Below are 22,294 nucleotides of genomic sequence, written 5' to 3'. Positions count from 1 at the left end.
GGCCGTGGAGGGTTCGGGGGACCGGATCTCGGCGGTCACAGACTCGCCAACTTTCTACGGCGTACCAGTGCGATGAAGAACGGCGCGCCGAAGAGTGCGAGGACGATGCCCACCTGCAACTCGCCCGGGCGCACCACAACGCGTCCGATGACGTCGGCGATCATCAGCATCACGCCGCCCATGAGGCCCGCGTAGGGCACGAGCCAGCGGTAGTCGGGTCCGGTCACCGCTCGGGCGATGTGCGGAACGACGAGGCCGACGAAGGCAATGGGCCCGCAAGCGGCCGTTGCCGCTCCGGTCAGCAGAGTGATGGCCAGGATTCCGACGGTTCGGGTGACCGCGATGTTGGTTCCGAGGGATCGCGCTACGTCCTCGCCCAGGCTCATGACGTTCAGGCCCGGGGTGCTGGCGAGTGCGATCAGCACACCGAGAATCAGGAAGGGGAGAACCTGCCACAGCACGTCGAGCCCCCGACCGGCGACCGATCCGACCACCCAGAAGCGGTAGCCGTCGAGGCTCGTCTGGTCGAGCAACACGACGGCATTCGTCATCGCGGAGAGGAAGAACGCGACACCCGCGCCCGCCAGGGCGAGGTTGATCGGACTCGATCTGCCCGACCCGATGGACGACAGACCGAACACCACGACGCTCGCCACTGCCGAACCCGCGAACGCGAACCACAGGTACTGGCTCGGAGAGGTGAACCGGAACAGGTAGATGGCCATGACGACGAAGAACGCAGCCCCGGAATTGAGGCCGAGCAAGCTGGCATCGGCCAGCGGGTTGCGCGTATGTCCCTGGATGAGGGCACCTGCGATACCGAGCGCGACGCCGACCACCAACGCCAGCACCGTTCGGGGGACACGCAAGGTCCGCACGATGATGTCGGTGTCCGTGCCGTTCGAATCGATCAATGCATGGGCGATCTCGGCGAACGTCAGTGGTCGGGCACCGATGGCGATGCTCGCAAAGATGCCGGCGGCCAGAGCGACGACCAGCACTGCCAGGCCGAGCAATCTGCGTCGGCGAATGGCGGCAACCGAACCATCCTTGGGAATGGGCTCGAAATCATCCGCTGCAGCGGTCTTCTCGCGCACGACCTCCGAACTGGACCGGCCGAGACCGAACTGGCGACGGAGAGCTCGACGGACACCGACCGGGCCGGTGGTGTCGGTGTCGCGGAGCGTCAGACTCATCCACCGTCTACCTGTGCTCTGCCCCTCGTTGCCATCGCGGTAGCCGCGGTTCCAGACGAACAAGGCGACGGCCACCGAAACAGAAATGGCTCCGAACACGACACGGTCGGCCTGGCCACCGCCGTTGTCGTCGCGAAGGGCGTCGACGATCGACCACCCGATGAACAACGGCACGAGCACGATCAGCGCGTCGATCCCCGCGGCTGCGATGCGTGTACTCCGCGGTGCGGGCCCGGTGGGCACGTCCTCGGTCCCGTATCGCTCGTCGGGCGAGCGACGCGAGCCGTGGGGGCCGAGTAGCGGAGCTGTGGTCACTGGGGTCGTGACTCCTCGCTGGATCGAAGGGACACGGTTTAGGTTACGGAACCCTTGCTCGGCGTGCGACACGAGGTAAGGGTAGCGGTGCCTGACTCGGCAGCCGGATCTGGTTAGGCTAACCTACATTCATTGGTCGACGGTGGGGCGAGTTCACCGGTCACGAACAGAAGGAGCGTTCAGGTGTCAGTTGCAACTGCGGCATTCACGGGCTGGGCCGATGTGCACCGATTCTCGGACCGATCCGGTGGGCACGCTCTGTTGGCCGAGTCGTGTTCCACTCTGCGCGCGCTCAATCCCGACTATCCGAGGATGTACGCGGTGGCCGCCATGGCCGACGAGGGCAAGCGGCGTTGGTGGCAGCTGTCGGTCGGTCTCGACGACGGTCGCGTCGAGCAGATGTACCGCCGTTCGCTCGAGGATCTCGAAGTGCCGCGCGCTGCGGCGGTGCAGGTGGCGACTGCGCTGATTCATGCGGTGGTCGGGCGGGTTGCAGCACTGCTCGTGCTCGAAGCGCGTGCCTGGGATCCGGGCATCGAGAACTTGTGGATCCATATGGACAGCGACGGGGGAATCGATTGGGCGGGTGTTGCGTCGCCCATCTTGCGAGTGCTGCCGGAGGATCCGGCAGCCGGCGAGCCCGGAACCGTGACGTTGCCCTGTGAACAGGCTCTTCTCGTCTGGACCGCGCATCGGTGCCTGACGTCTCTCGGGTCTGTCTATCGCGCGATCAGTGAGCGGGCTCCTCTGGATGCTCGCGTCTTCTGGGCGCTGGTGGGTGACGCGATCCTCGGTGCGTCGACGTACGTCCCGATCTTGGCCGGGGCCGGCCCCTCCGCCGGAACGCGGCGAGGCCAGTTATTGCTCGACGCGATGGTCGCTGCCGGCGCGCCCGTGCGATCGCGAGTCGGAGTCCCGGGCCGGCAGCGCCTACGCGCCTCCTGAAGGCCTTGCGTCCGAACTGAGGTATGCCTATGCTAATTTCATACCAACGGACCGCGCCGGAGACCTGAGGGCTGCAGTGTCTCCCGGTCCTTGCCACGGTGGGCCTCTCGTTCGACTCGAACGAGAGGCCCACCGATTTTCTCGGGCGGAGTGTCGTGTATTTCTGGTCATGGGTCGACTGCAGTCGGCGAACATTCTCAGTACGCGACCGGAAGCGGAGCAATGACCGATTCGAACGGCACCACCGAAGCGAGCCCCTTCGAGACCCTCACCCCGGAACAGTTGACCGAACTCTGCGGACGCGGATTCGACGGCGTGGTCGGACTGACCTACCGAGAAGTGACCGGCGACGTCGTTCGCGCAGAGTGGGATGTCACCCCGCAACTGCACCAGCCGGCCGGGATCATGCACGGTGGTGTTCTGTGCGCCGTGGTGGAATCGGTTGCCAGCATCGGTGGATCGGCCTGGTTCGGTTCGCGCGGTCATGTCGTCGGGGTGAACAACAGCACGGACTTCCTGCGAGCAACGCGCTCGGGCTCTCTTGCCGCGCACGGACATCCGATCCATCGAGGCCGCACCCAGCAACTCTGGCAGGTCGACATCTCCGACGAGGGCGGTCGCCTGGTGGCACAGGGCAAAGTGCGGCTGGCGAATATCGAAAACACAGCACGTCTGGGACAGTGAAGCCCATGACCGGACACGACGATGTCGTTCCCCCTTCCGCCGGCGGAGCGCTGACCGACGACGCGTTCGCCCGCATCGAAGCACTCTTCGAGCCCATCGATGCCGATCTGGCGCAGCACTATCCGGGAGACCGAATAGGCGGGCAGCCCTCCCACACTGTCTACGTCCCGGCCTCCGAGGCGTCCGAGAACATCCCGGCCGCATGGGGAACCGCAGCCCTCGGCCTGCTCGATGCGCATCCCGAGGCCTTCGCCGGCCTCGGCACCACCGATGCTCTACCGGTGGTACGGGACCGGCTGAACGCAGCACCGATCCAGGACCTCAGGTTCGATTTCGAGGACGGCTACGGGTGGCGCTCCGACGCCGTCGAGGATCGTCACGCCGCGGCAGCAGGTGCAGCGTTGGCTGCGCTGGCACGCGACACGGCGGGCCCGTCGTGGCTGGGCATCCGTGCGAAAGGCCTTGCCGCTCATGAGCGTCGGCGTGGCATTCGAACCCTGGAACTCGTCCTGGACGGGGCCGGGGGAGTGCCCGACGGTTTCGTGTTCACAGTGCCCAAACTCCGCGCGGTCGAGCAGGTTTCGGCCGTGGTCGCGTTGTGCGGAGAACTCGAGCGGGCTCACGGTCTTCCCGATCGGGCACTCCGTTTCGAGTTGCAGATCGAAAGCCCGCAGGCCGTGATCGGTGCCGACGGTACGACGACGTTGGCGCGTGCGATAGCCCGCGCGGATGGTCGCTGCACGTCGCTCCACTACGGCACCTACGACTACAGCGCGGCGTGTGGAATCACATCGGCGCAGCAATCTCTGGCTCATCCGGTGGCAGACCATGCCAAGAACGTCATGTTGGTTGCGGCAGCACAGACAGGCGTGTGGGTGTGCGACGGGTCGACCCAGGTGGTTCCGACCGGTAGCTCCGAACAAGTGGCAGCGTCGGCGCGGCGCCACTTCGATCTGGTGACCAGATCCCTCGAGCGGGGCTTCTACCAGGGGTGGGACATGCACCCCGGTCATCTCGTGACGCGGTGGTTGGCCACGTTCGAATTCTTTCGTCACGCGATGCCCGTCGCCGCAGCTCGACTGGGCAACTACCTCGATCGTCGCGGCGGAGATGTGATGGACGAGCCGGCGACGGCGCAGGCTCTCGCGGGCGTCTTGGTACGCGGCCTGGACGCGGGCGCGTTCGGGGTCACCGAACTGCAGGACGTGGCCCCTTCTGTCGACCGAAATGTCCTGCGGGGTCTGCTCGATCGGTCGGTCACCGTGCCTCTGGGCTGACTGCGTGTCAGAATTGCCGAGCATCATCACCGATCGGACGGAGAACCTACATGCGGTTGTCTCCGCACGAGCAGGATCGACTGCTCGTCAGCTACGCCGCCGCACTCGCGCGGCGGCGCCGTGCTCGCGGCCTGAAACTCAATCACCCCGAGGCGATCGCGGTCATCACCGATCACCTCCTCGAGGGTGCTCGTGACGGAAAGTCCGTGGCCGAGCTGATGGCGTCGGGCCGGGAAGTGCTCACGGCCGACGACGTACTGAGTGGTGTGCCCGAACTGCTTCCCGAGGTGATGGTGGAAGCGACGTTTCCCGACGGAACGAAACTGATCACGGTGCACGAGCCGATCTCGCCCGAGCGCGGAGACGGCCATCTGGTTCCGGGTGAGATCTTCACCGTCGCAGGAGATATCGAGATCAACGACGGCGCCGAATCGATCACGTTGACGGTGGTGAACGGCGGCGATCGACCGGTGCAGGTGGGAAGTCACGTGCATCTTCCTCAAGCGAACGCCGCCCTGCAGTTCGATCGCGATCGCGCCTACGGGTGTCGGCTCGACATTCCGGCCGGCACTGCCGTGCGCTTCGAGCCGGGCATCGAGCAGACGGTGCAACTCGTGCCCCTCGGTGGGACCCGCGAGGTATACGGCTTGAGCATGACACCTCCAGGAAAGTTGGACAGCTGATGGCGCGTATGAGTCGCAGTCGATACGCCCAGTTGTTCGGCCCCACGACGGGTGATCGGATTCGGTTGGCCGACACCGACCTTCTGATCGAGATCACCGAGGACCGAAGTGGTGGTCCGGGCAAGGCCGGCGAGGAAGCGGTGTTCGGCGGCGGCAAAGTGATCCGTGAGTCGATGGGCCAGTCACGCGCCACCCGGGCAGACGGTGCCCCGGATACCGTCATCACCGGAGTCGTCGTCGTCGATTACTGGGGAATCATCAAGGCAGACCTCGGTATTCGCGACGGTCGGATCGTTGCGCTCGGAAAGGCCGGCAATCCCGACACCATGACCGGCGTTCATCCGGATCTCGTGATCGGACCGTCGACCGAGATCATCGCGGGCAACGGAAAGATCGTCACGGCCGGCGGCATCGATTGCCATGTGCACCTCATCTGCCCGCAGATCAAGGAAGAAGCCCTCGGCGGCGGCATCACCACGGTGATCGCGGGTGGTACCGGCCCCGCCGAAGGGAGCAAGGCAACCACCGTCACCCCGGGTGCCTGGCATCTGTCCAGGATGCTCGAATCGCTCGACGACTGGCCGATGAACATCGTGCTGCTCGGCAAAGGCAACACGGTCAATCCCGATTCGATGTGGGAGCAGTTGCGCGGCGGCGCTTCGGGATTCAAGTTGCACGAGGATTGGGGGTCGACTCCCGCCGCGATCGACGCGTGCCTGCGAGTGTGCGACGAGGCGGGAGTTCAAGCGGCTCTTCACTCCGACACCCTCAACGAGGCCGGATTCGTCGAGACCACCCTCGCTGCGATCAACGGCCGTGGAATACACGCTTATCACACCGAAGGTGCAGGCGGCGGACACGCTCCCGACATCATCACCGTTGCCGCGCAAGCACACGTACTGCCCAGCTCGACCAACCCGACGCGTCCGCACACCGTGAACACGTTGGACGAGCATCTCGACATGTTGATGGTGTGCCATCACCTCAGTCCGAGCATTCCGGAGGATCTGGCGTTCGCCGAGAGCCGCATTCGGCCGTCGACCATCGCGGCCGAGGACTTGCTGCACGACATGGGAGCGATCTCGATGATCGGCAGCGACGCCCAGGCCATGGGACGTATCGGTGAGGTGGTGCTGCGAACCTGGCAGACAGCTCACGTCATGAAGGCGCGGCGCGGATACCTGCCCGGGGACAACGGTGCCGACAACAATCGGGTCAGGCGATACGTCGCGAAGTACACGATCTGTCCGGCCGTGGCCCACGGTCTCGATGCGGAGATCGGGTCGATCGAAACGGGCAAGCTCGCCGATCTGGTGTTGTGGGATCCGGCCTTCTTCGGTGTGCGTCCGCACATGGTCATCAAGGGCGGCATGATCGCGTGGGCCGCGATGGGCGATGCCAATGCATCCATTCCTACGCCGCAACCCGAGCTGCCGCGGCCGATGTTCGGAGCGTCACCCAAGGCAGCCGCTGCGACGTCGCTGCATTTCGTTGCGCCACAAGCGATCGAGGACGGTCTGGCCGATCGCCTCGCGTGCGATCGCCGTCTCGTTCCGGTTGCGAACGTGCGCGGGATCAGGAAAGCCGATATGCCGCTCAACGATTCGCTTCCGGAGATCGAAGTCGATCCGGACACCTTCACCGTGCGTATCGACGGCGAGGTGTGGAAGGAACAACCGGCGTCCGAATTGCCGATGGCGCAACGGTATTTCCTCTTCTGATGGCGCTTGGATCCCTCTCGTCGACTGCGTCGTCGTACGCTGCACGTCGACAGGTCACAACCCTTCTCTCGCTTGCAGATTCGCGACTTCCCACCGGTGGGCACGTCCATTCCGGGGGAGTCGAAGAAGCGATCGCGTCGGGTTTCGTGCGCGACATCGATACCCTCGAAGCATTTCTGCGTCGGCGAATTCGGACGTCGGGAGCCACGGCGGCGTCCATCGCGGGTGCGGTTGTTCTCGGCTCGTTGGACACGGATGCGGCCGACGCCGAGTGCGATGCCCGGACGCCGTCGCCGGCAGTGCGAGCTGCGTCGCGAGCTCAGGGTCGGGGGCTGCTCAGATTGGCCAAATCGGCATGGCCGCATCACGATTGGCAGTCCATCGGCCGCCGGCCGCATCTGGCCGTCGCGGCCGGGCACGTGGGACTCGCAGCAGATCTGTCCGTCGCCGACACCGCGGCTGTGCAGGTGTACATCACCATGACCGGCTCGGCGATCGCGGCGCAACGTCTGCTTGCGCTCGACCCCGCCGAGGTTGCCTCGTGCACCATTCGGTTGGGGGACTTCTGCGATGAAGTGGCCGACGCCGCGTGTGCGTCGCTCCCGGTTCTGATGGAGCTGTCCGATCCGCTGCTGGATATGTTCGCGGAAGCCCACGCGGTCCGCGATCGCCCATTGTTCGTATCCTGAATTCACGACCGCCGACACGGTTCTCGACCGCAGTACCGTTTTCTCGACCGAAGGAGATGTCATGCCCCCGCACCTGATCGACGGTGAGCCCCACGACCACGGGTTGGACCGACCCAAGCGCACACGGGTCGCAGGCGATGCTTTGCGTGTGGGAATCGGCGGACCCGTCGGTTCGGGTAAGACCGCCTTGGTGGCCGCCTTGTGCCGCCAGCTCCGCGACGAGCTGTCTCTGGCCGTGCTCACCAACGACATCTACACCACCGAGGATGCCGACTTCTTGCGGCGGCACGCAGTGTTGCCGGACGAGCGCATCACGGCCGTGCAGACCGGCGGCTGTCCGCATACCGCGATACGCGACGACATCACCGCCAATCTCGACGCGATCGACGACCTGATCGAGAACAACCCCCCTCTCGACCTGATTCTGGTGGAGTCCGGCGGCGACAATCTCACCGCCACGTTTTCGTCCGGTTTGATCGACGTCCAAATTTTTGTCGTCGACGTCGCGGGAGGAGACAAGGTGCCTCGTAAGGGTGGTCCCGGCGTGACGTTCTCCGACCTGCTCGTCGTCAACAAGACCGATCTCGCGCCGTACGTCGGTGCGGATCTGGGTGTCATGGAGCGCGACGCCGCGCAGGTGCGCGAGGGTCGTCCCACGGCCCTGATCTCTCTCACGGACGATCCCGCCGCAACGACGGTGCTCGGCTGGGTGCGTGAGCAATTGAAGGTCATCGCCGACGCCGACGCACACGACCACGCGCACTGAACGATGCACACCGAGCTCCGCATCGACGCGAGTCGTCGACGCAGTCCCCGCATCACATCGGTCGGCGGACTCGCAGGTAGGCAAACGGGGCCCGACACCGTCCACCTGATCGGCACCGCGGCCACGCCTCTCGGCGGAGACACCATCAGCGTCAGGATCTCGGTGGCTGCCGGCGCTCGTCTGGATGTGCGCAGTGTGGCAGCGTCCTTGGCGATGCCCGGTGCAGCACAACGTCATTCGTCGGCGCAATGGCATGTCGAGCTGGGGGCGGGGGCGTCACTCGTCTTCGACCCCGAGCCGATGGTCGTCGTCTCCGATGCCTCTCACACGGTGCTCAATGTCATCGAACTGGAACAAGACTCGGATCTGTGGCTGCGTGAGCGCGTACAGATCGGCAGGCTCGACGAGGTGGCGGGACAGTGGGCGAGTTCGATGCACTGCGATGTGGGAGGCCGGCCGCTGTTGCGCCACCGGGTGGAACTGGGGGAGGGGACGGTGGCGCACGACGGCTTGTCGGCACCGATGTCGATGTCCAGCACGCTTCGCTATCCGGACAGTCGGGATTCCGAGGTCGATCTGGCGGGCGGCACCGTGCGCTTGGCCTTGGCCGGGGGTGGCTCGCTGAGTACCTCCGTCGGTCATCGCCTTCAGCCGACCCGATAGATCGGGCGGGGCAGAAAGAAAGGGCTCCGTCCGACGATGCGCGTCGGACGGAGCCCTTTCTGCTTCACTTACCTTGAGGGTGCTGCGTGGATCAACCCGCTGCTTTTTCGCGTTCCTCTTCGACCTCGGCCGTCCGCTTGTTCACGTCGCCCGCTTTCTCGAGAGAGTTCAGTTGTTCGATGGCAAGCCGCGCGAACACCTGCTGCTCCGTCGATGCCATCTGAGCACGGCCTCTACCGAGGAACGTGACGAACCAGGAAATGACCGTGGTGATACGGCTGCGGTACCCCACCAGGTAGTACAGGTGGAGGGCGAGCCACATGAGCCATGCGATGAAGCCACCGAACTCCAGCTTGCCGACCTTGGCCACCGCATTGAATCGCGACACCGTGGCCATGGAGCCCTTGTCGAAGTACTTGAAGGGTGCTCGCTGGGTGGGGTCGTCCTGCCCCTTGACCGATGCCTTGATCAGCTTGGCTGCGTAGGTGGCACCCTGGATCGCACCCTGTGCCATGCCGGGAACGTCCTTGACCGACATCAAGTCGCCGATGACGAAGACGTTCGGATGACCCTTGACAGTCAGATCCGGTTCCACCAGAACTCGGCCGGCGCGGTCCGTCTCCGAACCCGACTGGTCGGCCAGCTGCTTGCCGAGCGGGCTGCCCTGCACGCCCGCGGACCAGACCTTGCACTGAGCCTCGATACGACGCGTCGTTCCGTCTTTTTCCTTGACGGTCAGGCCGTCGTTGTCGACGTCGGTGACCATCGCGTTGAGCTGGATCTCGACACCGAGCTTCTCGAGCCGTTCGGCTGCCTTGCGGCCGAGTTTCTCGCCCATCGGGGGAAGGACGGCCGGTGCGGCGTCCAGCAGGATGACGCGCGCGTCGCGGGGATCGATGTTGCGGAACGCTCCGTCGAGGGTGCGGTCGGCGAGTTCTGCGATCTGCCCTGCGAGTTCGACACCCGTCGGACCTGCTCCGACGACGACGAACGTCATCAGGCGGTCCTTCTCCTCCTGGTCGTCGGAGAGTTCCGCCTGCTCGAAGGCTCCGAGGATGCGTCCGCGCAGTTCGAGTGCATCGTCGATTGTCTTCATGCCGGGCGCGAACTCGGCGAAATGGTCGTTACCGAAGTACGACTGCTGGGCACCGGCGGCCACGATCAGGCTGTCGAACGGGGTGACGGTGACGCGCTCGAGTAACTTGGACGTGACCGTCTTGGCCTCGAGGTCGATGTTCAGCACGTCGCCCAGCAACACCTCGGCGTTCTTCTGCTTGCGCAGAATGACGCGGGTAGTGGGAGCGATCTCACCGACGGACAGAATGCCTGTGGCCACCTGGTAGAGCAGCGGCTGGAATAGGTGGTGGGTCGTCTTTGCGACGAGGGTGATGTCGACGTCGGCCTTCTTGAGCGCCTTGACGCCGAACAGACCTCCGAACCCGGAACCGATGACGACGACACGGTGGCGCTTCGATTCGACCGGTTGGATGCTCATTACCTGCTCCCTAGACGTTGCGATGTAGCCACAACGGTAGTCGCCCCGGGGCGGAGCGTCTCGCCAAGGGCCCAGCTACCGGTCGAGGTGCAGCTCTCACTGTCACGAAGAACTACGGGGCAGTAGCCGACCTCCTGGCCAGTTCCACCGTTGCAGCGCGCAGCTGGTCCGCGGAATCGATGGGCTCGGAGTAACCGACTCTGGTGTAGGCCACACCGCGGGGTGTGTGCACGTTCAGATCGAGGCCGTAGCGATCTGCGGCGGTACACGTCGCCGAGGTCGCGTCCGGGTAGCCACCGAGCTTCCGCGCCATCGCCAACAGAGACGCCGCATGGTCCGCGTTGAGGTGCTCGACGGCGTAGGCCGAGGACGGAGACACGGGATCCGGGGACGCCGCGGAGTACGCGTCGGCCGTCGCCGAATCCATTCGGCCGTACCCGCCGACCCATCGCACCCGATGCACTCGCATGACCCAGAGCGTGAAGTCGCTGTAATCCACGTAGTACTTGGCGGCCGGCACCGCGTCGAGATGCGCTTGTCGTGCGGCAGTGAGCTCGGCTCCTGCCGGTCGCTCGACCACCCCGGCCAGCGTGATGCGGCCCGAGGCCAGCGGGTCCGTCTGTGACTGGGGTGCAACGATCGACAGACTCGCTCGTGGATCACCGTCGAGATTTCGACCATGCTCCGCCATCCGCGACACGCACAGCACGGGTGCTCCGTCGAGCAAGCCGTATGTCACGAACGACGCCCATGGATCGCCGTCGGCGGTCAGGCTGGCCAGCGTCGCAATATTGGTGGACGCAGCGATCGTGCGCGCCTCCTCGGCCGCCGACGGACGACGGTCCGCGACCACCGGAGACAGGGGAGGGGGAACGGACGGGGCGTCGCCGGGATCGCCGTGATCGAGTGCCATGGGCGGCAGTCTACGTTCGTCCCGGAACGAGATGGTGTGCGTGCGTGACCGGGTTGCCGTCAGCACGAGTCGAACAGAGCAACAATAGGAGCGTCAGGCTAGCGGCCGACGAACGCGACGTCCTCGGTGGCGACGGCCGATGCGGTTCGACCGGGTGCGGTCTGGTTGTCCCAGTACATGTTCGTGTGCGCGATGACCTGCTGCGCTGTAGGCAGGGCGGGGTCCGGCAGGTTCTCCGTCGTGTGGGCGTCGCTGACCAAGGTCACGTCGTACCCACGAATCAGAGCTCCGTGCAGAGTCGATCGCACACAGAAGTCCGTTTGCGCGCCGGCAACCACCACACGACCGACGCTGGCACCGGCGAGCACCTCCTCCAAGGACGTGTCCTCGAAGGCGTCTCCATGCTTCTTGTGCACCAATGCGTCTCCGGCGTCGATCGGAAGTTCCTCCACGAGTTGCCAGCCCGGGCTGCCGGACACGAGCTCGTGGTCCGAGGAATGCTGCACCCAGATCACCGGTGTGTCGGTCTTTCGCGCTCGTGAGACCAGTCGCACCATGTTGTCGACGACGCGAGTGCGATCGTGGGCGGCGGCCATGACGTCGTTCTGGACGTCGACGATCAACAGTGCAGTTGCAGGGCGGTCGGGCAGGGTGGTCACGTCGTCTCCATCGAGTGTTCGGTTCTGGTCAGCTATCCGACGTACGCGGCCAGGTGCTTCGCGGTCAGGGTGGATCCGTCCGCCACCAGATCTGCGGGGGTGCCCTCGAACACCACGAGGCCGCCGTCGTGCCCGGCTCCTGGGCCGAGGTCGATGATCCAGTCGGCGTGGGCCATGACGGCCTGATGGTGCTCGATGACGATCACCGACTTACCCGAATCGACCAGGCGGTCGAGCAACCCGAGCAGTTTGTCCACATCGGCGAGGTGTAGCCCGGTGGTCGGCTCGTCGAGTACGTACACCCCACCCTTCTCGGCCATGTGTGTCGCGAGCTTGAGTCGTTGCCGTTCGCCGCCCGAGAGAGTCGTCAGCGGCTGGCCGATCTTCAGGTAGCCGAGTCCGACGTCATTCAGCCGTTGCAGAATCTTTTGTGCTGCAAGCAGTTTCGCCGGTCCGTCGGAGAAGAAATCCTCGGCCTCGGCCACCGACATGGACAGCACCTCGTCGATGTTTCGGCCGCCGAAATGGTACTCGAGTACCGAAGCTTGAAACCGTTTGCCCTCGCACACCTCACACGTCGTAGCAACGCCGGCCATCATGGCGAGGTCGCTGTAGATGACTCCCGCCCCATTGCACGTCGGGCAGGCACCCTCCGAATTGGAGCTGAACAGAGCGGGTTTGACCGCATTCTCCTTCGCGAAGGCTTTGCGGATGGGTTCGAGCAGACCCGTGTAGGTCGCGGGGTTGCTTCGCCTCGATCCGCGGATGGCACCTTGATCGACCGAGACCACATCGTCGGTGCCCGAAAGCGACCCGTGAATCAGCGAGCTCTTACCGGAGCCCGCCACTCCGGTGACAACGACCAGCACGCCGAGTGGAACGTCGACGTCCACGTCTCGCAGATTGTGCGAATCCGCCCCTCGAATCTCGAGCACCTCCGAGAACTCGCGAACCGAATCCTTGAGACTCGCGCGGTCGTCGAAATGGCGGCCGGTGACCGTATCGCTCTGCCTCAGTTGGTCGACGGTGCCCTCGAAGCAGACGTGCCCACCCGCACTGCCGGCACCGGGCCCCAGGTCGACGACATGGTCGGCGATGGCGATCGTTTCCGGCTTGTGCTCCACGACGAGAACGGTGTTTCCCTTGTCCCGCAACTGCAGAAGAAGGTCGTTCATCCGTTCGATGTCGTGGGGGTGAAGACCCGTCGTCGGCTCGTCGAACACGTAGGTGACGTCGGTCAACGACGAGCCGAGATGTCGAATCATCTTCGTGCGCTGCGCTTCTCCGCCCGACAGTGTGCCCGACGGCCGATTCAGGCTCAGGTAGCCGAGGCCGATCTCCACGAACGAGTCCAGGGTCTCGCTCAGCGTCGTCAGCAGCGGTGCGACCGACGGTTCCTTCAGGCCTGCGACCCACGTGGCCAGATCGCTGATCTGCATCGAGCAGGCGTCGGCGATGTTGATGCCCTTGATCTTCGACGATCGTGCACCCTCGTTGAGCCGCGTTCCGTCGCATTCGGGACACGTGGTGAACGTGATCGCACGCTCCACGAACGCCCGGATATGCGGCTGCATCGCGTCGACGTCCTTAGAGAGGAACGACTTCTGGATCTGAGGGATCAGGCCCGAATAGGTCAGATTGATGCCCTCGACCTTGATCTTCGTGGGCTCTCGATACAGCAGATCGTCGAGCTCTTTCTTCGTGTATTTCGCGATGGGTTTGTCGGGGTCGAAGTAACCGCAGCCGCGAAAGATTCTGCCGTACCAGCCTTCCATGCTGTAGCCGGGAATCGTGATGGCGCTCTCGTTGAGGGACTTGCTCGCGTCGTACAGGGCATTCAAGTCGAAGTCGCTGATCGAGCCGCGTCCCTCGCAGCGCGGGCACATTCCACCGGTGACGGAGAAGGACTTCTTTTCGGTGGTCTGACGACCTCCCTTGTCCACCTTGTAAGCACCTGCACCGGAGACCGATGCCACGTTGAACGAAAAAGCCTGTGCAGAGCCGATATACGGCTTCCCCACTCTGCTGAATAGAATGCGAAGCATGGCATAGGCGTCGGTGGCGGTTCCGACGGTGGAGTGGGGATTGGCACCCATTCGCTGTTGATCGACGATGATGGCCGTCGTGAGCCCGTCCATCACATCGACGTCGGGCCGCGCGAGAGTCGGCATGAAGCCCTGAACGAAGGCGCTGTAGGTCTCGTTGATCATGCGCTGGGATTCGGCCGCGATGGTGCTGAAGACGAGGGAGCTCTTTCCGGACCCGGAGACACCGGTGAACACCGTGAGGCGTCGCTTGGGAAGTTCGACGCTGATGTCGGCGAGATTGTTCTGCCGCGCGCCCTGTACTCGAATCAGATCGTGACTGTCGGCGGCGTGCGCTGCCGATTTCTGCGTGACCTTGGTCGTCGCCATGCTCGCGGTGTCTCCTGATCGTCACGGCAACCGAAACCGAGAAGGTCGATTGCACCGAGGTATGTGTGCGATCACGGTAGTCGTATCGGAACGCGCATGCTTCTCGATTCCTGATCGATTCCTGTCACCGCCAACGCGTGGGTCAGACGCTGCAGATCTGCGGCGGACGATTCGAGCAACGGTCGCCGCACCGTGGCGTCGACCAGCACACCGATGGCGACCAAGGCCGCCTTGGCCATGATCGCTCCCTGGGTGGTGCGCATGACGGCCTCGACGAGAGGTAGCAGCGATCGCTGTACCGCGTTCGCGCGAGTCAGATCTCCGGCACGGACCGCGTCGAAGAGGTCGGCGTAGCGGTCGGCGACGACATTGCCGACCACACTCACCGAACCCGTTGCACCGCAGCACAGATAGGGCAGGGTCAATTCGTCGATACCGCAGTAATAGGCCAGGTCGGTTTCAGCCATGACGTTCATCGCCTCGTACAGGTCGCCTTTCGCGTCCTTGACCGCCGTGATCGAGGTATGCCGCGAGAGGTCGACCAGGGTCGACGCGTCGATCGGCACACCGGTCCGAGCCGGCACGTCGTACACCATGACCGGAAGGGCTCCGGCATCGGCGATGGCGACGATGTGATCGGCGACGCCGGCCTGCGTGGGGCGCGAATAGTAGGGGGCGGTGACGAGCAATGCGTCGGCCCCCGCATCGGCGGCACGTCGCGCCGACTCGATCCCGGCGGAGGTGTCGTTGGTGCCGACACCCGCGATCACACGCAGGGCGTGGCCCGAGAATTCGCGCGTCGCCGTGATCAGATCGGCCTGCTCACGCGGCGTGAGAGTCGGTGCCTCCCCGGTGGTGCCGGCGACGACGACGCCGTCGCAACCGGTCGCGAGCAAGTGGGCCAGCAAGGCGTCGGTGCCGGTGCGGCTCACCTGCCCATCGGCGTTCATCGGTGTGCACATGGCAACCAGGTTGGTGCCGAACGTCGACGTGGCCGAAGGAGTGGACATGTTCATCGTCCGAGTGTGAGCCCACATGATCGTCTCGGTCCAGCGATGTAATTTCGGCAGTATTGCGTACCTTTGCTTCATGATCGATATCAATGCACTCCACGCGCTGCGTGCAGTTGCCGCCCTGGGCACGCTGACGAAAGCGGCCGACGAGCTCGGCTACACCGCGTCGGCCGTCTCTCAGCAGATCAAACGGCTCGAACGCCAGGTCGGAACGCCGGTACTTGCGCAGGCGGGCAGAGGTGTTGTGCTCACGCCGGCCGGACGGGCAGTGGTCGAATCCGCGGACGAGGTGTTCCACGCCCTCGAGCGGTGTCTGGAGTCGGCGAGATCGGCAGACGAGGGTGCCGCGCGCGGGGTGGTACGAGTGGTTGGATTCTCCACTGCGATCCGCGGTCTGCTCGCACCTGCACTCGCGACCTCGAGCGCTCACTATTCCGACCTCACCGTGCAGATCGGGGAGGAGGACCCGGATGAGGCGCTGCACAGTGTGCATTCGGGAGCAGCAGACCTGGCGCTGGTGCACGACGCCGACGGAGTTCCCGCAGTGGCTCCTCGCTCGATCGTTCGGCGATCCATTCACACCGACCACGGCGATGTCGTCATGAATCGAACCCACCCCCTCGCCGCAGGGGAGTCTCCACTGACACCGGTAGGCCTCGCGAAGTACCCGTGGGTGACGAGTCCGGCGGGCACCGTGTGCCACCAGTGGTTTCGTCGATTGTTCGCGGACACGTCGAGCGAGATCGACGTTCGGCACCTCGTCGACGACTTCTCCACTCAGCTTTCCCTGGTGGAGGCAGACAATGTGCTGGCACTGATTCCCCGTCTCGCGCGACCGCCTCTGGGCCCGACGCTCGTGGCGGTCCCGCTGGCGCGCGCCCCCAAGCGAGAAGTGCATGCCGCGTGGAGGCGCAGCGCCGATGCGAGTCCGGCGATCCACGCCGTGCTGGATCTACTCGATTCGCTCGCGCTGCGACGTGGTCAAGACGACGAGTAGACCTGTGGCTCGTGTCATCGCCACATACGTGTCGACAGCACCTGCGACGCCGGAGCCGAACAAATCCGGGTCGATCAGAACGACCAGATCGAATTCCAGACCTTTGGCGAGCTGCGGTGTCAGCGAGCTGATTCGATCGGACTGCGGAAAAGTAGGATCACCGATCACGCATGCGGTTCCGCCGGTCGTCGAACCGAGCCAATCGGCGAGAACCGTCGAAAGCGATGCGACGTCACCGTATTCGACCGGCACGCCGGTACTGCGTATCGACGTGGGAACGTTGGCGTCGGGCAGCGCCGCCCGGATCACCGGCTCGGCCACGTCCATAATTTCTTGCGGCGTCCGGTAATTCACGCCGAGAGCGGCGACGGTCACCTCGTCGATACCTACTCGTTCGAGCCGATCCGGCCACGTCTCGGTAAAGCCCCGACGAGACTGCGCTCGGTCTCCGACGATGGTGAAACTCCCAGCAGGGCATCGCCGAATCACCATCTGCCACTGCGCATCGGTCAACTCCTGAGCCTCGTCGATCACGATGTGCGCGAAGGGACCCGCCAGCGGATCCGTCGGATGGTCCTCGAAGCCGGACGAATCGACGAGTGCATCCCGAATTATCTCCTGACGGAATTGCGCGGCCATCATCTCGTCGTCGTCGACCGCCATCAACTCGTCGACGACACTGTCCATTCGCGAGCGTTCGATCGCAGCAGATAGCGATCGACGTCGTTGTCGTAGAGCATGTTTCGGATCGCCGAGTCGCGCCCGTGCCGCGTCGAGCAGCGGTAGGTCGGCCACAGTCCAGCGTGTCGCATCAGCGCGTCGAAGTGCTCGAATGTCGTCCGCGTCGAGCCAGGGTGCGCATGTGCGCAGGTATGCGGGAACGGTCCACAGGTCCGCCACGAGGTCTGCGGCATCGACGATCGTCCACGAGCGTTCCAGGACGTCACGCAGATCCTCGTTCAGCTGCAGCGACTGCCGGAACTCTTCGTGCGATCCTTGTGCGGCACAGCGATCGGTCACGATGGTCGTCAGTAGATCCCAGATCGGCTCGCGAGCCTCGTTGTGCGGCGTACCGGGATCTGGCGCACCGAATGCCTCCACCCAGTCGTTCGGCGTCAATATGAATGTGCCCCAATCTGTCTCGACTGTGACGTCGTGGTTCGGTGGTTGTTCGTAGAAGGCAACAGCCGCCTCGATCACCGCGTCGACGTCGAGGTCTTCCTTGAGCCGCGCCGCAACAGGATCGGTGTCGTCGAGAGCATGTGTCCCCTCTGCGACGAGGTCTCGCAGGGTGCATGTTTGTACTCCCTCCTCGCCGAGACTGGGGAGTACGCCCGAGACGTACGCGAGGTAGGGCTGATGCGGACCGATGAACAGTACTCTGCCGCGGTTGTGTCCTATCCGTGAGTCTGCGTACAGCAGGTACGCGGTGCGGTGAAGGGCAACAACAGTTTTCCCGGTTCCCGGTCCGCCGTCGACCACCAGTGCCCCGTGCGCATCGGCTCGAATGACCGCATCTTGATCCGCCTGGATCGTGCCCAGTACGTCACGCATCCGAGGTGAGCGCTCGGCACCCAGACTGGCGATGAACGCGGACTGATCGTCCAGCGCGGCGTTGTCGTCCAGAGACGTGGGATCGAACACTTCGTCCCAGTAGTCGGTGATGCTGCCGTTCGTCCACCGATAGCGGCGACGGCTTTTCAGCCCCATCGGGTTGGCATGGGTTGCACCGAAGAACGGCTCGGCAGCGGGGGAGCGCCAGTCGACGAGCAGTTGCTCGCCCGCATCGCCGAGCAAGCCGGTACGCCCCACGTACACCGGTTGGTCCGAGTCGATGGGGACGAACCTCCCCAGACACAGATCGGCACCGTAACGACGCAGTTGGCGCAGTCGCCCGTTCAATCGGTGAATCTCGAAATCACGTTCCATCACCTCCTGCCCCATCCGCCCGGATGACTTCTGGATGGCGTTCAATCGAGCGATCGTGTCGGAACGTGACTTCTCGATGCTGGCGGTGATTGCCGAAAAGTGCTGTCGGTCATGACCGATGAGCGTGGGTTGGCGCTTCGGTGCGAGTCTGTCTGGAAGGTCGAAGGCATGGGGCGGCACTGATTTCACGGGACTCCGATCCGATGGTGCGGGTGTGCAGCGAGCCATTCTGAACCCTCGACGGGGTCTTGCCGCAAGACCCCGGGTGAGCTATACATTGAAAGTGGAAAGAGGGCGGATCTTCTTCTCCGCATCACGCCGCAGACGCCCGTTGCGTGTTCTGCGTGGATTACTTCCCTTGATCGGCACGGGCGTATTGGCCGGCGGAGCCGTTCAGCTCGGTTTTGTGACCGGCGTACGGGTCGACGGTCACGGCGGTGAGGTCGGCGCTGCTGTCGCTCTGATCGGCCTGACATGTTGCGTAGCGCTTCTCGCGTGGGGTTGGACCGGATTGTGTGCGTCCCCGAAGGCGCTCGCGGCGGCCATCTAGACCGGGGTCCTGGCGTTCCTCACCACGGCGCTGACCATTTCCTTCGTGGCAACCCCCTACGACGCGATCGTGTGCGGACACTCATCGGACTTCTGCGGACTGGGAGTGCTTCAGGTGGTTCCGACTGTCGGGGCGGTAGTGCCATGGACCGTCGCCGGAATTCCCGGCCTACTTCTCGTACTCACGGATCGGCGTGCACGACGCGTAACAAACGATCAGACGGTCAGCCCACCACCGCGGTGGAGGTCGAGTCGGTAGATGACGCCGCCGAACAGGGTTCGTTGTACTGCTTCGTCGGCGAAGTAGCTGTCGATGTGCAGGGGTTCGAGATTGGGGTGCGCGTCGAGGTGTTCACGAATGACCGGTACGACAACATCGGGCGTGAGCACGAATCGCTCACCACCGAGGTCGGTGATGCTCGCTCGGCCGCAGCCGTCCCAATCGTGGACGTTGGACCAGTGGCGGATTCCGCAGCCCTCGATCGCTTCGATCAACAGTCGCTGCGCGTAGGGCAGCACGATGGTGCAGTTCGCGCGCACCGCCGCAAGGCCCTGCCGATACGTGACTCCGTGAGCCGCGGCGTAAGCCCGAGCTGCGTGCTTTTCGACGTGGTTCCTGGTCATGAGAGTTCCAATCGCATTGTGCACCAGCCCCGCGCGCCGTTGCACCGGTCGGAAATCATGAACACGGCGTGACGTAACTGAACATTCTTCATCGCAGATCCGGGCGGACCTTGCCCCTGAAGCGCTGTCGGAGGCGGCGCGGGTGCCTTCTGCAGCTGGGGTGGCTATGCGAGTAGCTCTGATTCGGCACGCTATCACGAAGCGAAGTGACGGGGGTTCACTCAGAAGAGAGCAGCAGATCGGTGATTGCTGCGGCGCTCATCGGACGTCCGAGCAGGAATCCCTGAGCTACGTCGCATCCTGTTGCGGCGAGTGCTTCGAGTTGTTCTTCGGTTTCGACGCCTTCGCCGACGACTGTGACGTCGAACGCGCGGGCGAGTGCAACGATCGCCGAGATTATTGCCCTGGCGCGGACGGCGGGCAACCGGGCCACGTATGACTTGTCGATCTTGAAGCTCTCGAACATCGGGTACCGGTCCAGATACGACATGGAACTGTGCCCTTTGCCCATATCGTCGAGGAGCAAGGACACGCCCATTGCGTGCAGCGCCGCAACGGTATTCGCCACTCGTTCGGTGTCTGCGACCCACACTGTTTCGGTCACTTCCAGACCCAATGCGTTCGGTGGTAGGCCGGTGTCAGCCAGGACAGTGGCGACCTGCGCCGGAAACTCGTGGTCTCGCAGTTGGAGCGCACTGACATTGACGCGCACCACGACGTCGGAGAATGCGCGCCACCGCACTGCGTCGCTGCACGCGACGCGGAGCGCCCATGCGCCCAATGGTGTTGCGAGACCTGTTCTTTCGGCGACTGCGACGAATTCGGTAGGCTCGACAGGCCCTAGATCATGATGATTCCAGCGGGCGAGCGCCTCGACTGCAACGACCTCACGCGTCGAGATGTCCACCAGAGGTTGGTATGCCATGGTGAGTTCGTTCGAGCTCAACGCCGCGCGCAGGTCGACCGACAGCGATCTGATCCGGTCGGCGTCGTACAGGTCTCCCGGGTCGAAAACTGCATGGCCACCGGTTCCGCTGTCCTTGGCGCGGTACATTGCCAGATCTGCCCGGTGAATCAGCTCATGCCTTGTCGAATTCGAGTCGGAGACAGCGACACCGATGCTGGCACTGAGGGGGATGGGGACGTCCTCGGCAGCGAATGGTTTCGCGATGGTGCGGGCGATGTGTCGCGCGATCTCCTCCGCTCGTTCCACAGTGCGCACCCCTTCGCAGATGATCAGGAATTCGTCCCCGCCGAGACGAGCAATGGTGTCGGTCGCGCTCGTTGCGGACACCAGTCGCTCCACGAATTTCACCAGCGCCCTGTCTCCGGCGTCGTGGCCCAGGCTGTCGTTGATGATTTTGAAGTCGTCGATATCCAGCAGAAGGAGGGCCAAAGTATCGGACTGAAAGCGTGCCCGAGCCAGAGCGGTGTCGAGGACGTCGTAGGCGAAAGTGCGATTGGGCAACCCGGTGAGTGCGTCGTGGGTGCTGCGCCGTCGGAGTTGGCTTTCCAGTTCCATTCGTCGAAGTGCCGCGGAGACGATACCCGCGACGGAGCTGAGGAACGAGACTTCCTGTTCGCGATACAGCCGTGCTTCCACACTGTGGATCGAGAGGACTCCCCAGGCGTCTCCAACCGCAGTCATGATCGGTACTGCCACACCGCTGCGCAGTCCGAGCTCCGCCATCGTGTCTGTACGAAACCGGCTTTCGTCGCCGCGGTTGCTGCAAATCACTGGCTGTTCGTGAGCGAGTGCGTACCCGGTCATGGAGCCGTCGCCGGAAGGAACGTCCCGACGAATACCGAGCGAACCGCTCGCGGCATCCATGGTCAAGTAAGGATCGGTGGAATTCTCGAGGTGCGCGATGGCGGAATTTCCCACACCCATCAACGTGGCGGCAGTGTCGGTGGCTGCAGTCAACAGCTCCGACAGCTCGGCGACGACTGCGAACCGACTGAGGTCGGCCAGGGCTTTTTGCTCCTGTGCGTGTCGGCTGGCGGTTACGGCATCGGCCGCCATCCGGGCACTACGTTGTTCGACGGTGTGCCGATGCCGGATGATCGAGGCGACGACGTCAGGTCGGCCGTCCGGGGTGTGAACGACGTATGCCGAGACCACGACCGGAATACCTGCACCGGTCCCGTGATGGCGTAGTTCGCAGTAGCCGTCCCACCTTCCCTCGGAACGCAGCGCCGTACCGATCTCCTCGGCGCGCTCACGGCCGTCCGCAGTGAGAAAATCCAAAGCCGGCAGTGTCGATGCCTCGGCCCAGTCGGACACGCCGATGAGTTCCAAGCCTGCTGGGTTGATGTGGAGAACTGTGCCCGTCAGGTCGGCGAGTGCAACGAAGTCCGGCGATCGCTCCAGAAATTGCCGAAGCGACATCACATCGTCGGCAGCATCGAACATCGGCCCTCCGATCTGCGTCGCTCGGTGTTCGAGCGGCTCGGGCCAATGTTATTCGGCCACCGAGTTCGATGGGTTCGAACACGAGCGGGCAGTAACCCAATTGTCAGAAGCACGCCGCCTTCGGACAGTCGACAACGGTTGCGGTCAGAGACTTCTCCGCCACGGAGAACGCGAGCTTCGATGGGGCCGAAAAACAACTGGGCCAGCAATACATTTTCCGACTCGGACCCTCCCCGAGAATCACGTGCAGGCGAGTCGGATGTCTTCACCAATTGTCTCGGCAATTTTGCAGAAATTCGGAACGTAGAGAATGCCCGATGACCCGTCCGCACACAGCGCCGAAAAGGTC

General features: G+C 64.1%; 19 protein-coding genes. 10 read left to right on the top strand and 9 right to left on the bottom strand.

Annotation, left to right across the window (positions count from 1 at the left end):
- Positions 1 to 35: 35 nt before the first annotated feature.
- A complete protein-coding gene (locus CH266_RS13765) occupies positions 36 to 1,511 on the bottom strand; it encodes an iron chelate uptake ABC transporter family permease subunit (protein ID WP_094715442.1) in 1,476 nt (491 codons plus the stop codon).
- Between the two features lie 222 nt (positions 1,512 to 1,733).
- Here CH266_RS13765 and CH266_RS13760 point away from each other — a divergent pair, with 222 nt between their 5' ends.
- The 8 genes from CH266_RS13760 (at position 1,734) to CH266_RS13725 (ending at position 8,939) form a co-directional block, all read left to right on the top strand.
- On the top strand, positions 1,734 to 2,456 hold the full coding sequence (locus CH266_RS13760) for a hypothetical protein (protein ID WP_255175916.1): 723 nt from the start codon (positions 1,734 to 1,736) through the stop codon (positions 2,454 to 2,456).
- A 222-nt stretch (positions 2,457 to 2,678) separates the two neighbouring features.
- Positions 2,679 to 3,140, top strand: coding sequence for a PaaI family thioesterase (locus CH266_RS13755; protein ID WP_027497142.1), 462 nt, complete (start codon positions 2,679 to 2,681; stop codon positions 3,138 to 3,140).
- A 5-nt stretch (positions 3,141 to 3,145) separates the two neighbouring features.
- Positions 3,146 to 4,417, top strand: coding sequence for a DUF6986 family protein (locus CH266_RS13750; protein WP_094715536.1), 1,272 nt, complete (start codon positions 3,146 to 3,148; stop codon positions 4,415 to 4,417).
- Positions 4,418 to 4,467: 50 nt separating this feature from the next.
- Positions 4,468 to 5,100 carry an urease subunit gamma gene (locus CH266_RS13745; RefSeq protein ID WP_094715440.1) on the top strand — a complete coding sequence of 211 codons (633 nt, stop codon included), beginning with the start codon at positions 4,468 to 4,470 and terminating at the stop codon, positions 5,098 to 5,100.
- Positions 5,100 to 6,821 carry an urease subunit alpha gene (locus CH266_RS13740; protein WP_027497140.1) on the top strand — a complete coding sequence of 574 codons (1,722 nt, stop codon included), beginning with the start codon at positions 5,100 to 5,102 and terminating at the stop codon, positions 6,819 to 6,821. The genes CH266_RS13745 and CH266_RS13740 overlap by 1 nt, the downstream gene beginning before the upstream one ends.
- Positions 6,821 to 7,510: an urease accessory protein UreF gene (locus tag CH266_RS13735; RefSeq protein WP_052060889.1), complete on the top strand. Its 690-nt coding sequence runs from the start codon at positions 6,821 to 6,823 to the stop codon at positions 7,508 to 7,510. The genes CH266_RS13740 and CH266_RS13735 overlap by 1 nt, the downstream gene beginning before the upstream one ends.
- A 61-nt stretch (positions 7,511 to 7,571) precedes the next feature.
- On the top strand, positions 7,572 to 8,276 hold the full coding sequence (ureG, locus tag CH266_RS13730) for an urease accessory protein UreG (protein WP_032370566.1): 705 nt from the start codon (positions 7,572 to 7,574) through the stop codon (positions 8,274 to 8,276).
- A gap of 3 nt (positions 8,277 to 8,279) precedes the next feature.
- Positions 8,280 to 8,939, top strand: coding sequence for an urease accessory protein UreD (locus CH266_RS13725; protein WP_094715439.1), 660 nt, complete (start codon positions 8,280 to 8,282; stop codon positions 8,937 to 8,939).
- A gap of 91 nt (positions 8,940 to 9,030) precedes the next feature.
- Here the strand turns inward: CH266_RS13725 and CH266_RS13720 are convergent, their stop codons facing one another.
- The 5 genes from CH266_RS13720 to dapA all read right to left on the bottom strand — a co-directional run bounded on the left by CH266_RS13720 (position 9,031) and on the right by dapA (position 15,436).
- Complete coding sequence (locus tag CH266_RS13720; protein WP_032366182.1) at positions 9,031 to 10,434, bottom strand: NAD(P)/FAD-dependent oxidoreductase; 1,404 nt, start codon at positions 10,432 to 10,434, stop codon at positions 9,031 to 9,033.
- 112 nt (positions 10,435 to 10,546) lie between these two features.
- Entirely contained in the window at positions 10,547 to 11,347 is an 801-nt protein-coding gene (locus CH266_RS13715) for a HugZ family pyridoxamine 5'-phosphate oxidase (protein ID WP_094715535.1), read from the bottom strand.
- Positions 11,348 to 11,445: 98 nt separating this feature from the next.
- Positions 11,446 to 12,006 carry an isochorismatase family protein gene (locus CH266_RS13710; protein ID WP_027497135.1) on the bottom strand — a complete coding sequence of 187 codons (561 nt, stop codon included), beginning with the start codon at positions 12,004 to 12,006 and terminating at the stop codon, positions 11,446 to 11,448.
- A 32-nt stretch (positions 12,007 to 12,038) separates the two neighbouring features.
- The gene (locus CH266_RS13705) at positions 12,039 to 14,420 is read right to left on the bottom strand and encodes an ATP-binding cassette domain-containing protein (protein WP_094715438.1); all 2,382 of its coding nucleotides are present in this window, start codon (positions 14,418 to 14,420) and stop codon (positions 12,039 to 12,041) included.
- A gap of 71 nt (positions 14,421 to 14,491) precedes the next feature.
- The gene (gene dapA / locus CH266_RS13700) at positions 14,492 to 15,436 is read right to left on the bottom strand and encodes a 4-hydroxy-tetrahydrodipicolinate synthase (RefSeq protein ID WP_094715534.1); all 945 of its coding nucleotides are present in this window, start codon (positions 15,434 to 15,436) and stop codon (positions 14,492 to 14,494) included.
- A gap of 73 nt (positions 15,437 to 15,509) precedes the next feature.
- On the opposite strand from dapA, the gene CH266_RS13695 reads away from it, so the two are divergent.
- On the top strand, positions 15,510 to 16,430 hold the full coding sequence (locus CH266_RS13695) for a LysR family transcriptional regulator (RefSeq protein ID WP_094715437.1): 921 nt from the start codon (positions 15,510 to 15,512) through the stop codon (positions 16,428 to 16,430).
- On the opposite strand, the gene helR is transcribed toward CH266_RS13695, so the two are convergent.
- Positions 16,386 to 18,548: an RNA polymerase recycling motor ATPase HelR gene (gene helR / locus CH266_RS13690; RefSeq protein ID WP_094715436.1), complete on the bottom strand. Its 2,163-nt coding sequence runs from the start codon at positions 18,546 to 18,548 to the stop codon at positions 16,386 to 16,388. The two genes, CH266_RS13695 and helR, sit on opposite strands and share 45 nt — an antisense overlap.
- Before the next feature lie 94 nt (positions 18,549 to 18,642).
- Between helR and CH266_RS25185 the strand changes: the two genes are divergently transcribed.
- Positions 18,643 to 18,909, top strand: coding sequence for a hypothetical protein (locus CH266_RS25185; RefSeq protein ID WP_141214525.1), 267 nt, complete (start codon positions 18,643 to 18,645; stop codon positions 18,907 to 18,909).
- Between the two features lie 215 nt (positions 18,910 to 19,124).
- On the opposite strand, the gene CH266_RS13685 is transcribed toward CH266_RS25185, so the two are convergent.
- Both CH266_RS13685 and CH266_RS13680 read right to left on the bottom strand, forming a co-directional pair.
- The gene (locus tag CH266_RS13685; RefSeq protein WP_094715533.1) at positions 19,125 to 19,532 is read right to left on the bottom strand and encodes a hypothetical protein; all 408 of its coding nucleotides are present in this window, start codon (positions 19,530 to 19,532) and stop codon (positions 19,125 to 19,127) included.
- Between the two features lie 217 nt (positions 19,533 to 19,749).
- Positions 19,750 to 21,945, bottom strand: a complete 2,196-nt coding sequence (locus tag CH266_RS13680; protein ID WP_094715435.1) for a sensor domain-containing protein — start codon at positions 21,943 to 21,945, stop codon at positions 19,750 to 19,752.
- Positions 21,946 to 22,294: the final 349 nt, after the last annotated feature.

The organism is Rhodococcus sp. 06-1474-1B, from assembly GCF_002258885.1.
Taxonomy (GTDB): Bacteria; Actinomycetota; Actinomycetes; order Mycobacteriales; family Mycobacteriaceae; genus Rhodococcoides; species Rhodococcoides fascians.
Note: the sequence above shows the minus strand (reverse complement) of the source record. Positions and strands in the feature narration are given on the sequence as shown.

What these genes read in the sequence shown, in the direction of transcription:
- CH266_RS13755 (WP_027497142.1), top strand. Translation starts at nt 2,679, where the DNA reads ATGACCGATTCGAACGGCACCACCGAAGCGAGCCCCTTCGAGACCCTC.
- CH266_RS13750 (WP_094715536.1), top strand. Translation starts at nt 3,146, where the DNA reads ATGACCGGACACGACGATGTCGTTCCCCCTTCCGCCGGCGGAGCGCTG.
- CH266_RS13745 (WP_094715440.1), top strand. Translation starts at nt 4,468, where the DNA reads ATGCGGTTGTCTCCGCACGAGCAGGATCGACTGCTCGTCAGCTACGCC.
- CH266_RS13740 (WP_027497140.1), top strand. Translation starts at nt 5,100, where the DNA reads ATGGCGCGTATGAGTCGCAGTCGATACGCCCAGTTGTTCGGCCCCACG.
- CH266_RS13735 (WP_052060889.1), top strand. Translation starts at nt 6,821, where the DNA reads ATGGCGCTTGGATCCCTCTCGTCGACTGCGTCGTCGTACGCTGCACGT.
- ureG (WP_032370566.1), top strand. Translation starts at nt 7,572, where the DNA reads ATGCCCCCGCACCTGATCGACGGTGAGCCCCACGACCACGGGTTGGAC.
- CH266_RS13725 (WP_094715439.1), top strand. Translation starts at nt 8,280, where the DNA reads ATGCACACCGAGCTCCGCATCGACGCGAGTCGTCGACGCAGTCCCCGC.
- CH266_RS13720 (WP_032366182.1), bottom strand. Translation starts at nt 10,434, where the DNA reads ATGAGCATCCAACCGGTCGAATCGAAGCGCCACCGTGTCGTCGTCATC.
- CH266_RS13715 (WP_094715535.1), bottom strand. Translation starts at nt 11,347, where the DNA reads ATGGCACTCGATCACGGCGATCCCGGCGACGCCCCGTCCGTTCCCCCT.
- CH266_RS13705 (WP_094715438.1), bottom strand. Translation starts at nt 14,420, where the DNA reads ATGGCGACGACCAAGGTCACGCAGAAATCGGCAGCGCACGCCGCCGAC.
- dapA (WP_094715534.1), bottom strand. Translation starts at nt 15,436, where the DNA reads ATGAACATGTCCACTCCTTCGGCCACGTCGACGTTCGGCACCAACCTG.
- CH266_RS13695 (WP_094715437.1), top strand. Translation starts at nt 15,510, where the DNA reads ATGATCGATATCAATGCACTCCACGCGCTGCGTGCAGTTGCCGCCCTG.
- CH266_RS13685 (WP_094715533.1), bottom strand. Translation starts at nt 19,532, where the DNA reads ATGACCAGGAACCACGTCGAAAAGCACGCAGCTCGGGCTTACGCCGCG.
- CH266_RS13680 (WP_094715435.1), bottom strand. Translation starts at nt 21,945, where the DNA reads ATGTTCGATGCTGCCGACGATGTGATGTCGCTTCGGCAATTTCTGGAG.